Consider the following 13,484-nt stretch of genomic DNA (forward strand, 5'->3'; position numbering starts at 1 on the left):
TGCACATCCCCGGAGGGCTTTGTTTCATAGGACAGACTTCCTATGAAACAAAGCGGGCGTCTGAGACGCGGGAATGTTCATCGCTCCATCAGATTCCCGCAGTCCATACACCCGCTGTCTTCCACAGGACCTATGTGCGGCCCTGGTCATTTGATTCGTTATCCGGCGTTATCTCCGCTATTGGTGCTGGGAGGTCTGTTAATATAAAACTTCACTACACTTCCCTCCGGTAATTTTGTTCCAGGCGGGACATCCTGAGCATAACACTGTCCTTCTTCTACAGAGCTGTCCGTTCCATATTCGAATACAGGAATCAGATTCAGCGCCGTCATATTCCCTCTGATGTAACCCTCAACCATCGTCCTCATATCAGGTATCTCATGATACACCACTTCCTTACCCAAACTAATCACAATAGTCACCACGGTTCCCTCTTCCACCTCAGTATCCGCCGAAGGGCTCTGGCTGATCACCCGGCCGGCATCCACAGAGTCGTTGTGTTCCGTAGTCACGTTCACTTTCAGTTTGGCGTCTTCCAGCGTTTTCTTGGCCTCAGCCTCCGTGCTGTTCACCACACTGGGAATCCTCACCATCTCAGTCTGTTTCCCCTTGCTGATGACGATGCCCACTCTGGTGCCGGCTTCCACCTTTGTGCCGGATACAATATCCTGGCTGATCACATGGCCGGCCTCTACGTTGGGGCTGTAATCCTCTTTTACCTCGCCCAGGGAGAGCTTTCTCTCCGCCAGCCTGCTGGCCGCTTCCGCCTGAGTCAGCTTAAACAGATCGGGCACTTCCACCTCTTCGGCTTCTTCGCCCAGGCTGATATACACGGTCACTGTATCCCCTGTCTTCAGATCCTGATCCTTGGAGGGGTTGGTTCTGGTCACCCGGCCCGCCTCCTGGTCTGCGCTGTATTCTGTCTCCTGCTTAATGTTCAGGTTGAGATTCAGGCTTCTCAGCTCCGCCATGGCCTGTTCTTCGGTCTTGCCCACCACATCAGGCATTTTAGACTCTTCCTTGCCTTTGCTGATCCATACGGTCACCGTAGTCTGTTTATCCAGGATCTCGCCTTCCTCATACTGCTGGCGGCAGACGTAATTCTTTTCATATTCATCACTGTACTCATACTGATAGCTGGCCTTCAGGAAGCTGGACGCCATGATGCTGTCCACATCATTGACGGACGCGCCGATCAGATTGGGCATTCTGGTCTGGGTGGACGCCAGCGTGGTTCCTTCGATAGCTGATTCTGTTGCGGAGGTTTCCGTTTCTTTTCCCCCGCCTCCCGGGAATATATTAAACGCCCGGGCGATCACATACAGCGCCAAAACTACAATAACCACTGCCACCGTAATTCCCGCTCCCAGGATGACCTTGTCAAAACGGCTGTCCTTCAGATCTTCGTCATCATCAAAATCTTCGTCATACCTGCCGTCATCATACTCTTCTTCATCGTCATATTCCATCTGGTCGTCGTCGTAATCCTCTGCATCCTCGTAGCCGTCAGGCACTTCGCCCTCTGCGCTTCCCGTCTGCTGCCCGCCTTCAGAAGCAAATGCCTGCCCAGAAGAATCAGCATCCTCCTGCTCCCCTTCCCGGATAGCAGAAAGCGTTCCTACGCCGATCATCTGCGTATTGCTCATATCTTCCTTGGGAGCCGCTTTTACAAAATCCTGATCCGGCATCATCAGAGCCTTCCTCAGATCAGCGATCAGCTCCACCGCAGTGGTATACCGGCGCTCCGGCTTCTTCTGCGTGCATTTCAGGATGATTTTTTCCAGGCTCACCGGAATAGTAGGGTTGAGCTGCCTGGGGGGCACCATTTCATTCTGGATGTGCGCCAGGGCCACCGCCACAGTGTTGTCCCCGTCAAAAGGCACCTGGCCTGTCAGCATCTCATAGAGCGCGATACCCAGGGAATAAATGTCGCTGCGCTCATCACAGTACCCTCCCCTTGCCTGCTCCGGCGAAGTATAGTGAACGGAACCCATGGTTCCGGAAGAGGAATTGATGGTGTCTCCGGAGGCCGCATGAGCAATGCCAAAATCAGTCACTTTCACTTTTCCGTCTTTGGAAATTATAATGTTCTGAGGCTTGATATCCCGGTGGATGATATGCTGCTGATGCGCCGCGTTCATCCCCTGAGCCACCTGAATGGTGATCCCGATGGATTCCCGGATGTCCAGCTTTCCTTTCTTAGCGATATATTCCTTCAGAGTAATGCCTTCCACCAGCTCCATGACGATATAGTGCATATCGCCCTCATCCCCCACATCATAGACATTCACAATATTGGGATGGGTCAGTCCGGCCGCCGCCTGGGCTTCCACCCGGAATCTGGACACAAAGCTTTTGTCCCGGCAGTATTCAGGCTTCAGAACCTTGACCGCCACAAGACGGTTCAGCTTATGGCAGCGCGCCTTATAGACGTCCGCCATTCCTCCTGTCCCGATTTTTTCCAGTATTTCGTATCTGTCTCCTAGAAACATTCCGATCTGCAACATGTGTTCACCTCTTATATTCCTGCTGACGCAAGGATGACTGTGATATTATCCCTGCCGCCGTTTTGATTGGCCGCGTCTACCAGCGCCTGGGCTTTCTCTTCCAGCTCCAGAGGGCCGTTGACGATTCTCCTGATTTGTTCATCGGATACCATATTAGTCAATCCGTCCGTGCACAGCAGCAGGATATCTCCCGGCTGCACTTCCACTTCAAAAAAATCCGGCACTGCTTTTGAATCCACACCGATCACTCTGGTGATAAATTTCTTCTGACTCTCATATTCCGGAGACCCTCTTTTGATCTCTCCCCGGGCCACCGCCTCTTCCACATAAGAATGGTCTCTTGTAATCTGGCGTATCCCTTCATTGATCACATAAAGGCGGCTGTCCCCGATATTCGCCACATATAAAATATCCTCAATCACCGTGGCAGCCACCAGGGTCGTACCCATTCCCCGCAGCGCCATATCCTCCAGGGATCGCTTCAGGACCTGAGAATTCGCCCTGACCACAGCGTCCCGTATCACGCCGAAGGGGACTGCAGAAGAGCCGGATGCAACTGCCTCCACAAATGTCTCCACTGCATACTGGGATGCAAAATCACCGGCCTGGTGCCCGCCCATCCCGTCCGCTACGACAAGCAGATTGGGCAGCTTACCCACCGGCAGCGTGGAACAATAGGCAAAGTCCTCATTGACCCGCCGCATCACGCCGGTATCAGTCCTTGTACAGGCTATCATAAGTTCTGCTCCTTTATGTCTCCTGCTCCATATAATGCTTTCTTAACTGGCCGCAGGCACCATTGATGTCCCGGCCCATTTCTCTTCTTATAGTAACATTAATTCCGTTTTTTTCAAGGTTTTTTTTGAAATTCTCGATATTTTGCCGCTCTGACTGCTTAAAATCCCGCTCTTTTATGGGATTCACGGGGATCAGGTTTACATGCCCCTGGAATCCCTTCAGGAGCCCGGACAGCTCGTCCGCATCCTGCCTCCTGTCGTTCACGCCGTTCACCAGGCTGTATTCAAAGGTCAGCCTGCGCCCTGTTTTTTCAAAATAAAATTTGCAGGCAGCCAGCACTTCTTTCAGCGGGTAACGGTTGGCAATTGGCATCAGCGTCTTTCTCACCTCGTCGTTGGAAGCATGGAGTGACAGCGCCAGCGTAACCGCCAGCCCTTCCCCTGCCAGCCGCTGTATTTGAGGAACCAGCCCGCAGGTGGACAGCGTGATATTCCTCTGGCTGATATTCAGCCCCTCAGGCGATGACAGCAGGCGCATGAACCGGACTACATTCTCATAGTTGTCCAGGGGCTCTCCGGAACCCATGATCACCACATTGGAAACCCTCTCTCCCGTATCCGCCTGAATCCGGTAAACTTGCTCCAAAATCTCCGAAGCCCGCAGATTCCTGGCCAGCCCGTCCAGAGTGGAGGCACAGAACCGGCATCCCATCCTGCAGCCCGCCTGGGAAGAAACGCACACAGAATTCCCGTGATGATAGCGCATCAGCACGCTCTCAATCACATTTCCGTCCTCTAGCTGGAACAAGTATTTTCTGGTCCCGTCAATTTTGGAAGCCAGCACCTGTACCGGTTTCAGCACGGTCAGCCGGCACCTGCTTTTCAGCTGCTGCCGGAAGGCTGCGGACAAGTTGGTCATGCTGTCATAATCCGCCGCCAGCTTCTGGTGCATCCACTGGTAGAGCTGCCCGGCCCGGAATTTCTTTTCTCCCATCTCCAGCACTGCCTCTTCCAGCTCCCCAAGGGTACAGGACTTGATGTCTGTCAGTTCCGTCATATTTCCTCTCTTTCCAGCTCCGCAATGTAAAACCCGTCGCAGCCGTCCACGCCCGGCAGATACTGCCTGTCTCTTACCAGGCGGAAGGGGAACCGGCCGCAGATCCAGGCTGCCTGTTCCTCATTCTCCTGCCTGTTGATGGTGCAGGTGCTGTAGATCATCCTCCCGCCGGGCTTTACATACTGCCAAATCGTTTCCAGGATCTCTCTCTGCAGAAGAACCAGGCTCTCCTGTTTTTCTTCATTCATCCGGTACTTGATGTCCGGCTTTCCGCCTAAAATTCCAAGGCCTGAGCAAGGCAGGTCCGCAAGCAGCACATCTGCCTGTCCCGCCAGGCTGCCGTCAAATTCCCTGGCGTCCCAGCAGCTGATATGTACGTTTTCAAATCCGCAGCGCAGCACATTTTCCCGTATCAGCGCGCATTTCTCCTCCGATACATCCCGGCTCTCCACCAGACCGCTTCCCCTCATCTGATCCGCCAGGTGCAACGTCTTTCCGCCGGGGGCCGCGCATACATCCACGCAGAAGCTGCCGGGTTTTGGCGCGGCGGCCAGGCCAGCCAGCACAGAGCTTTTATCCTGCACCACAAACCAGCCTCTGCTAAAAGCAGACAGCTTTTCGATATTTCCCATATTCTGCAGCCAGAGAACCTGGGGCAGCTCGGTATCTGCCTCCGCCTTTACGCCCTCCTGCTCCAGTAACGCCTTCACCTCCTCAGGGGAAGCCAGGCTCAGATTGCAGCGGACGCACAGCCCTCTGGCGCTTTTTTCATAAAAGCCTTCTAACATTTTCTGCAATATTTCTGTCGGATATTGTTTTCTCCACTGTTCCAGCAGCCATGGGGGCATGGAATAGCGCAGAGACCAGTCCTCCTGCTCCGGCAGATTGGGCAGCTCTGCTGATATTTTTCTCAGCACGCCGTTTACAAATCCTGTCAGGCCGGCAAAATGTCTTTTTTTTGCAAGTTTCACCGCTTCGTTGCAGACCGCGGAAGCCGGAACTCTCATATATTTCAGCTGATAAACGGAAATCCGCAGCAGACTGCGGATAAAGGGCTTCAGCTTCTTCACAGGGACGCTGGAATACTGTCCGATCATCCAGTCCAGCTCAATGGCCCGCTCCACAGTCCCCTGCACCAGGCGGGTCAAAAATGCTCTGTCCTGCCGGGAAAGGTATCCGTACTTTGCCAAAACCTGACGCAAAAGCAGGTGGCTGTAGGCGCCGCGCTCCAGTATTTCCAGTACGGCGTCCGCCGCCACCGCTCTGACGTTCACGCTGTTATCTGCCGTCACGGTTCCGACCTCCGAACAGGATCAGCAGCCGGAGAAGCTGCAGGATTCCTGCTGCCGCGCCCGCAACATAGGTCAGGGCCGCCGCTCCCAACACCCGCTTCACATCCTTCACTTCTTCCTGGTATAAAATCCCGTTATCCGCCAAAAGAGCCGCTGCTCTTCCGGAAGCGTTGAATTCCACCGGCAGCGTCACCAGCTGAAACAGAACCACTGCGGAAAACAGGATGATGCCGATCATGATCAGCGTCTGGTTCCAGCTCAGAAGAATACCTGCAATAATCAGCGGCCAGCTGAGCATGGACCCGAAATTAGCTACAGGCACCAGAGCGCTGCGCAGGGTCAGGGGGACATAGGCCCTCTGGTGCTGCACCGCATGGCCGCATTCATGGGCGGCCACACCCACTGCCGCCACAGAAGCCGAATCATAGACGCTGTCAGAAAGGCGGAGCACTTTATTTTTGGAATCATAGTGGTCGGTCAGTTTTCCGTTGACTCTTTCGATCCGCACATCCGTGATCCCCTGGGACATCAAAATCCGGCGGGCAGCCTCCGCTCCCGTCATCCCGGTTCTGGACCGGACGCCGGAATACTTGCGGAACACGCTGTTCACCCTGGCCGAAGCCAGCAGAGACAGCACCGCCCCCGCAATGATCAGCCAATAAGTCGGGTCCCAAAACATGTAAAATGGTGAATAGTAATATGCTGTAATCATATTCTCACTCCTCAGCCTAATTGTTCCCCTGCAGACATGGGGAATCCTCTCAGAAACTCGCCCGCGCTCATGCGGCGTTTGCCCTCCATCTGCACCTGCAGCACTTCCAGAGCTCCCTCACCTGTCTGAACAGTAAAGGACTCCTTTCCTGCCTGGAGCACTGTGCCGCAGCTCTTCCCTTCTTCTCCCGGGACCACTGCCGCTTTCCAGATTTTCAGGGATTTTCCTCCCCGGAAGGTAAAAGCGCTGGGCCAGGGATTCAGCCCTCTGACCATACGCTCGATCTCGGCAGCGGATTTTTTCCAGTCGATAAGCCCCATTTTTTTATGAAGCATACCATAGTAGGAAGATTCTGCCTCATTCTGAGCCACATGCCTTAGGATGCCCTGCTCCGCCTTTCTTAATACCTGGAGAAGCAGCGGACCGCCCAAAACAGCCAGCTTATCATGCAGGCTTCCGCCGGTCTCGCAGGGATCGATGACAATTTCCGCCTGTGCCAGGATATCTCCCGTATCTATGCCTTCATCCATCTGCTGGATGGTAACGCCGGTTTTTTTCTCCCCCTCCAGAATCACCTGCTGGATGGGAGCCGCGCCGCGGAATTTCGGCAGCAAAGAGGCGTGGATATTAAAGCAGCCGTACTTGGGCAGTTCCAGCACCTCTTTTCGCAGGATCTGTCCGAAAGCCACCACCACGATAGCATCCGGCTTCCATGCTGCGATCTGGTCCAGCGCCCCCGGATCTCTGAGCCTGACAGGCTGAAAAACCGGGATCTTGGCCATCACAGCGGCTTTTTTCACCGGTGTCATCTGAACATTGTTTCCTCTTCCCCTGGGTTTATCCGGCTGGGTCACCACGCCTACCACCTGATGCTCGCTGGCGATCAGCGTTTCCAGGGCCGGTACGGAAAAGTCCGGCGTTCCCATAAAAACGATTCTCATGATTCCTCATCCTCCGCGACTGTGCTGTATAGATCGCCTTCTACCTTATCCACATACATGCGCCCCTCCAGATGGTCGCACTCGTGGCAGATCGCTCTCGCAAGCAGTTCTTCGCCCTCCAGCACAAATTCCTTCATGTCCAGGTCGTATGCCTTCACCTTTGCATAATTGGGGCGGGTTACGATTCCCGCCTTTCCGGGCAGGCTCAGGCATCCTTCTCCCCCGGTCTGCTCACCGGAAGTCTCCAGGATTTCCGGATTGATCAGCACATAGGGGTGTTCTCCGTCCGTATCGATTACAACAATCCGCTTCAGCACCCCTACCTGAGGAGCCGCCAGTCCGGCGCCGTCCGCAGCATACATCGTATCAAACATATCCTCTACCAGCATTTTGATCCTGGGCGTCACTTCTTTGACCTCTTTACAGGTTTTCGTCAAAACAGGATCCCCCATGATTCTTATTTTTCTGATTGCCATTTTTCATTCTCCTTATCTCATCCTCAGCTGAAGTCAAACTGCAGCTGCACTTTCGAAGCGCCGGGAAAATCTTTCATATACGCTTCCGCCCGGTCCTTCGCAGCTATCAGTGTACTATATTTTGCCGCTTTTGCATAGACCAGTTTCCGATAAATATCTCTTACTTTCAAAACCGGCGCGTCCGCGGGTCCCGTCACCTGTCCTTCTGTCCCGCAGCTGTCAGAAATTGCATTCGCCAGGCCGCGGGCCGCTTCTTCCGCCGCTTCTTCTGACGCAGAAGAGATCTGCAGCGCCATCAGGCAGCCTGCGGGAGGGTATTTCAACAGGTTCCTGTACAAAATCTCCCGATGATAGAACTCTTCATAATCCTGGGCCGCCGCTGCCTGAACCGCATAGTGCTCCGGCATATAGGTCTGAATCACCACTTCTCCCGGAATGCCCCGCCGTCCGGCTCTTCCCGCAGCCTGTGTCAGCAGCTGAAAAGTCACCTCAGAGGAACGGTAATCCCCGGCATGCAGGGAGAGATCCGCGGCCAGTATTCCCACCAGCGTCACCCCGGGGAAATCGTGGCCTTTCACAATCATCTGCGTGCCGATGAGGATATCCGCCTCTCCTCTTCCGAAGGCCTCCAGAATTGCCTGATGGCCTCCTTTTCCCGCTGTTGTGTCATAATCCATCCTGAGCACCCGTGCGCCGGGAAATTCCCGGCCCACCAAAGCCTCCACCTTCTGAGTTCCCAGACCAAACCCTGCGATATAAGGAGATCCGCAGGAAGGGCAGGCTTTCGGCAGCGGGACGGAGTAGCCGCAATAGTGGCAGACCAGCCTGCCGTTTCTGTGCGCAGTAAGGGACACATCGCAGTGAGGGCATTTCATCGGCTTCCCGCAGGAACGGCAGGATACAAAACCAGCGTAACCCCTTCTGTTCAGAAACAGCATCATCTGCTGCCCATTTCCCAGGCAGGATTCCATTTTCTTCCGGAGCTCCCTACTAAAAACAGACTGATTCCCTGCTTCCAGCTCTTTCCTCAGATCCACCACTGACACCTGAGGCAGAACACTGTCTGCAGAGGCTCTTTTTTTCAGGCGGAACAGCCGGAATCTGCCTGCCAGCGCCTGGTAATAGCTTTCCACCGACGGGGTGGCGGAGCCCAGAACCACCAGCCCCCCGCAGAGTTCCGCCCGGGCGATGGCAGTTTCTCTGGCATGATATCTGGGCATATTTTCACTCTTATAGGTATGCTCATGCTCCTCGTCGATGATGATCAACCCCAGGCGGCCAAAGGGCGTAAAGAGGGCTGACCTGGGGCCAACCATCACATCCAGCTCTCCTTTTCTGGCTCTTTCAAACTGGTCGTATCTCTCCCCGGCGCTCATCCGGGAATTCACAAAAGAAACCCTGTCTCCAAATCTTCCGCAGAACCGCTGTACCGTCTGAAAGGTGAGGGCGATCTCCGGAATCAGAACAATGGCCTGTCTTCCGGCTGATATCGTCCTGGAAATCAGCTCCATATAGACTTCTGTTTTACCGCTTCCTGTCACGCCAAAGATCAGCGCCGGCCTCCGGTCCTTCCTTCCAATCTCACCGGTCAGTTGGTTCACGATGAACTGCTGAGCCTCGTTAAGCCTCACCGGCGGGGTTTCCAGCCCCGTGCCGGCTGCCGGGTTCCGGTAAGACTGCCGCCCTTCGATCCTTATTTGCCCCGCTTCCTCCATGGGCCTGAGCGCAGCCATCGTCAGCTTCAGCCGTCCGGCCACTTCCGCCCAGGGCAGCCTGGGATTTTCTTTCAGGGCTTCCAGCAGGCGCAGTCTGGCCGTCTGGTGTTTTTTTATGCACAAAGACCTGGCAGCACCCAGCTCTTCCTGGTTCAGGCACAGCCGCACCCATCTCTCTTCTTTTTCCTTCACCCTGTCCTTAACAGGCATAACTGTTTTCAGGGCCTGGATCATGGTGGAACCATAGTGTTCTTTTATCCACCCTGCCAGAGCGATCAGCTCTGACTCCACCGCCAGGCCGCCGCCTGCGATTTCCCCGATCTCTTTCATCCTGCCGGGTTCGTATTCCGCCCGGTCCGTCAGCTCGGTTACATAACCTTCAATCATTCTGTTCCCGCCGCCAAAAGGAATTCTGACCCGGCTCCCGGGCTGCAGCCGGTCCTTCAGCCGCTCCGGGATCCGGTACTGGAACGTCCTGTCCAGCCGTTCATGGGAAATATCCACAATCACATTGGCAAATTCAGGCATCAGCCCGCTCCCCTCTCCGTATCATCCTGCCATCCCTGGCAGACATCCACCCATTCCCGGCTCCCGGAAGCCTCTTCCAGCTCGGAAACCGTCAGCCTCACCGCGCTGTTGCTGCTTCCGCAGGCAGGATAGACCACATCAAACCGCTTCAGGGACTGATCCAGGTACACTTCCACATCCTCAGGCACGCCAAAGGGGCAAACCCCACCCACCGCATGACCGATCAGTCTCTCAGCTTCCTCCGGTCTGAGCATCTTCGCCTTGCAGCCAAAGGTTTCTTTATATTTATGATTCTCGATTTTGGCATCTCCGGCCGTCACAATCAAAACCGGCCCAGTCTTTCCCGCAAAGGACAGCGTCTTTGCAATCCTGGCCGGACTGCACCCCAGCGCTGCCGCCGCCAGCTCCACCGTGGCGCTGGACGCCTCAAACTCCATCACCCGGCTTTCCAGGCCTTTCTGAGCCAGATATTGTTTCGCCCGTTCCAAAGACATCTTTTTCACTCTCCATTTCATCCAGAACACTTATTTAAAACAACTTTATCATACCACGGTTCGGGTGGAATTGTCAAAATATGAAAAGGAATCCCCCCGGAGGGGTTTGTTGCATAGGGAACGTTCCTATGCAATGAAAAAGCAGCGGCTGTCCTGACGCCAGAAATTATTCTGACGCCGGGCATCCGCTGCCGGTCCGGTTTTTCCCGGTTATAATCTAAGCATAATAGTCTCAGCGCCTGCTTACAGTGTATCTCCGCTATCCCCTCCAGTCTCCTGGTCTCCTTTCTGACCGCCGTCCCTGCCGGGGAATCCCCCGCCCTCCGGACGTCCTGTTCCTTCGGGGCGCTCCATCCCCGCCGGCTTAGTCATGCCTTCCGGCAGGCTCATGTCCTCCGGCGGCTCCATTCCATCCGGCATACTCATATCCTCCGGCGGTTCCATGCCTTCCGGCAGGCTCATCCCTTCCGGAACCTCTCCATTTTGAGGAAATCCGCCTCTGCCTCCCTGGCCGCGTCCGCCGAATCCCCCCATTCCGCCTGTCTGCACTGCAGAACCATCCTCAGAAACTGCTGTCACCCCAGACTCTGCAGTGATTTCACAACATTTTTCTTCGTCGATATACAAATCATAAACATTTCCCTCTTCCAGCCCCGGAGCGCTGAGCACAATGCTCCTGCTCTGTTTTCCACTGGTAAAGGAAATCACTTCTTCTCCACTTGCAGTGCGAAGGGCCGTCTCTGTCCCCGCCGCTTTTATGCTGTTGTAATATATCACAATGCTATTCTGGAGGGAACTGCTGTCCGGAGCCTGCAGCATTCCGGAAGACCCGGAAGCAGCCAGCAACCCGCCGCTGATCTGAAAGCTGCCGTCAAAATCCAGCGCTCCGTCTCCATCGCTCTCGGGCCCGTCAATGAAAACCTGCCCTCCCGTCATCACGATATCGCCGTTGCTGTCCAGCCCGTCTCCGTCCGCATCCACATATATGCTGCCTCCGGTGATCCTGATTTCATGATCTGTCCCCCCTTTAAACCGGTCCAGCCCCGGGCGGCCTCCGCTGCCGCTGCTGTCCCCTCCCGCCGCATTGATTCCGTCGTCAGAGGATTTCAGGGAAATTTCCCCTCCGCTGATTCGGACATTAGCGCCTTCCAGGCCTTCATAGCTGTCCGTGATCTCGATAACGCCTCCTGTGATCTCCAGATTTCCGTCCGCATGGACGCCGTCATCCCCTGTTTTCAGGGCATAGGTTCCTCCTTCAATCAACGCGGCTCCGTTTGTATGAATTGCATCATCTGTACAGTCCATCTGGAACGTCCCTCCTGCCAGATACAGCCCTGTCCCTGATTTCAGCCCTTTGCTGCTGGAAGAATCTTCTTCCAGATCTCCGGCTGCAGTGATCTCCAGGTTTCCGCCGTTCACCCGCAGCCCGCTTTCCGCCTGGATTCCGTCGCCTGACGCTGTGATCTTCAGATTCCCGCCGTCGATCACGATCCACCCCTGCTCCGCATCCTGGTCGTAGTTGGCCTTCAGCCCGTCTTCTCCGGAGGCCACAGTCAGATCTCCTCCGGAAACAGAGATAGAATCCCTTCCCTTAATCCCTTCCTTCCGGGCGTTCACCTGAATGCTGCCGCCGGTAATGGTCAGGTCATCTTTTGTGGATATTCCTTTTTCTCCCCCGCTCTCCACAGTCAGGGAGCCCTTTCCCGTAATGGTCAGATCGTCCTTGGCAAAAAGCGCGGCCTCAGGTTCTTCGCTGTCTTCCTCTTCATATTGGTAAATCTCGGCTCCCTTCAGGATGTTTTCAGTCCCCTCCTGAAGAATCACCACAGTTTTATCAGCCTGTTTTGCGTAAATTGCCGCATTTGCGCTACCGGAAATCTCCGCGCCGTCCAGAATCACCCGGACCAGATCCTCTTTTCCTGCTTCCACCCGCAGCTGGCCATCTTCCAGCGTCCCGGCGACCCGGTAATTCCCTGCTCCCGTAATGGTGACAATCCCGTCTTTTACGGTAACCGCTCCCCCCTCTACAGAAGCGGTATCTCCCTCCAGCCGGATCTCCGCCGTTACGGAACCATCCCAGTTCTCCGCAAAATCCTCTTCCGAATATTTCCCGGCCAGTTCCAGGGCGGTATTCAATTCCGCATCGCCGCTGCCGGCTGAATCAGATGTCTCTGGCTGGCTCTCTGCCGCTGTCTGCGTTTTTCCCGCAGTCTCCGCCGTCTTGTCTGTTCCGGCGCTTCCGTCTGCCTCCTGATCTCCGCAGCCGGCCGCCAGCAGAAGGGCCGCGCACAGCGCTGCAGCCGCCCTCCTTCCATATAGATCCAATCTCTTCATCTCCACCAGTCTCCTTACAGTTCTTCCCTGTTCAAATCTGTTTTGGAACAGGATACATTCAGATTTCCATTTCGGACGCGGATTTCATCCATCATCTGTTTTACAGAAATGCCCTTTTTCAATTCCACCCGGTACTGCAGCTCATAAAGGCTTCCCATATTGGAAGTTTTCACCCTCTCCAGCTCATTTTCCGTCAGGTAAAAATCAAAAATGTCGTCAAACAGCCCTTCATAATCCAGGTCTTCCGGAATCATTATTTTCAGTTCCCGGGCCATCCCGCTGCCGTTTCCAAAGGGCAGGGCCTGCAGCAGGACCATCGCCGCGCCGATCAGCGCCAGGAACATCACGGCAAATCCCAGATAGCCCATTCCTGTGGCAAGGCCGATGGCCATGGCAAAGAAAATGGAGCTGATTTCTTTTGCGCTTCCCGGCACTGACCGGAACCGGATCAGGCTGAACGCCCCCACCACTGCCACGCCGGCCCCAAGGTTTCCATTTACAAGCATGATCACCACTTGTACCATAGCAGGAAGCAGCGCCAATGTCACCACAAAATTTTTCCTGTATGTGTTTTTATACATATAAATGCCCGCCCCGCAAATCCCCAAAAGCAATGAAAACACGGTGCATAAAATCATCGCCCAGGGAGACGCGCTCCCCGCGGCGGCTGTATCCATCACGCTGTTAAATA

11 protein-coding genes are annotated in these 13,484 nt (G+C 54.9%); all 11 read right to left on the bottom strand.

Features of this window, described 5'->3' with window-relative positions; genetic code table 11:
* Positions 1 to 158: 158 nt before the first annotated feature.
* Positions 159 to 2,507, bottom strand: coding sequence for a Stk1 family PASTA domain-containing Ser/Thr kinase (gene pknB, locus EV209_RS01255; RefSeq protein ID WP_130432271.1), 2,349 nt, complete (start codon positions 2,505 to 2,507; stop codon positions 159 to 161).
* Between the two features lie 11 nt (positions 2,508 to 2,518).
* On the bottom strand, positions 2,519 to 3,244 hold the full coding sequence (locus tag EV209_RS01260; protein ID WP_130432273.1) for a Stp1/IreP family PP2C-type Ser/Thr phosphatase: 726 nt from the start codon (positions 3,242 to 3,244) through the stop codon (positions 2,519 to 2,521).
* Between the two features lie 13 nt (positions 3,245 to 3,257).
* Positions 3,258 to 4,301: a dual-specificity RNA methyltransferase RlmN gene (gene rlmN / locus EV209_RS01265; RefSeq protein ID WP_130432275.1), complete on the bottom strand. Its 1,044-nt coding sequence runs from the start codon at positions 4,299 to 4,301 to the stop codon at positions 3,258 to 3,260.
* The gene (rsmB, locus tag EV209_RS01270) at positions 4,298 to 5,593 is read right to left on the bottom strand and encodes a 16S rRNA (cytosine(967)-C(5))-methyltransferase RsmB (protein ID WP_130432277.1); all 1,296 of its coding nucleotides are present in this window, start codon (positions 5,591 to 5,593) and stop codon (positions 4,298 to 4,300) included. Before rsmB ends, rlmN begins: the two co-directional genes overlap by 4 nt.
* Positions 5,580 to 6,305 carry a zinc metallopeptidase gene (locus EV209_RS01275; protein ID WP_130432279.1) on the bottom strand — a complete coding sequence of 242 codons (726 nt, stop codon included), beginning with the start codon at positions 6,303 to 6,305 and terminating at the stop codon, positions 5,580 to 5,582. Before EV209_RS01275 ends, rsmB begins: the two co-directional genes overlap by 14 nt.
* Before the next feature lie 11 nt (positions 6,306 to 6,316).
* Positions 6,317 to 7,246, bottom strand: a complete 930-nt coding sequence (gene fmt / locus EV209_RS01280; protein ID WP_130432281.1) for a methionyl-tRNA formyltransferase — start codon at positions 7,244 to 7,246, stop codon at positions 6,317 to 6,319.
* Positions 7,243 to 7,722: a peptide deformylase gene (gene def, locus EV209_RS01285; protein WP_130432283.1), complete on the bottom strand. Its 480-nt coding sequence runs from the start codon at positions 7,720 to 7,722 to the stop codon at positions 7,243 to 7,245. Before def ends, fmt begins: the two co-directional genes overlap by 4 nt.
* Before the next feature lie 23 nt (positions 7,723 to 7,745).
* Positions 7,746 to 9,968, bottom strand: coding sequence for a replication restart helicase PriA (priA, locus tag EV209_RS01290; protein WP_408609002.1), 2,223 nt, complete (start codon positions 9,966 to 9,968; stop codon positions 7,746 to 7,748).
* Entirely contained in the window at positions 9,965 to 10,459 is a 495-nt protein-coding gene (locus tag EV209_RS01295; protein ID WP_130432287.1) for a YbaK/EbsC family protein, read from the bottom strand. The genes priA and EV209_RS01295 overlap by 4 nt, the downstream gene beginning before the upstream one ends.
* 243 nt (positions 10,460 to 10,702) lie before the next feature.
* Positions 10,703 to 12,793 carry a carbohydrate-binding domain-containing protein gene (locus EV209_RS01300; protein ID WP_130432289.1) on the bottom strand — a complete coding sequence of 697 codons (2,091 nt, stop codon included), beginning with the start codon at positions 12,791 to 12,793 and terminating at the stop codon, positions 10,703 to 10,705.
* 14 nt (positions 12,794 to 12,807) lie between these two features.
* Entirely contained in the window at positions 12,808 to 13,470 is a 663-nt protein-coding gene (locus EV209_RS01305; RefSeq protein WP_408609003.1) for a DUF4956 domain-containing protein, read from the bottom strand.
* Positions 13,471 to 13,484 lie beyond the last annotated feature (14 nt).

The sequence above is a fragment of the Cuneatibacter caecimuris genome, from assembly GCF_004216775.1.
GTDB lineage: Bacteria > Bacillota > Clostridia > Lachnospirales > Lachnospiraceae > Cuneatibacter > Cuneatibacter caecimuris.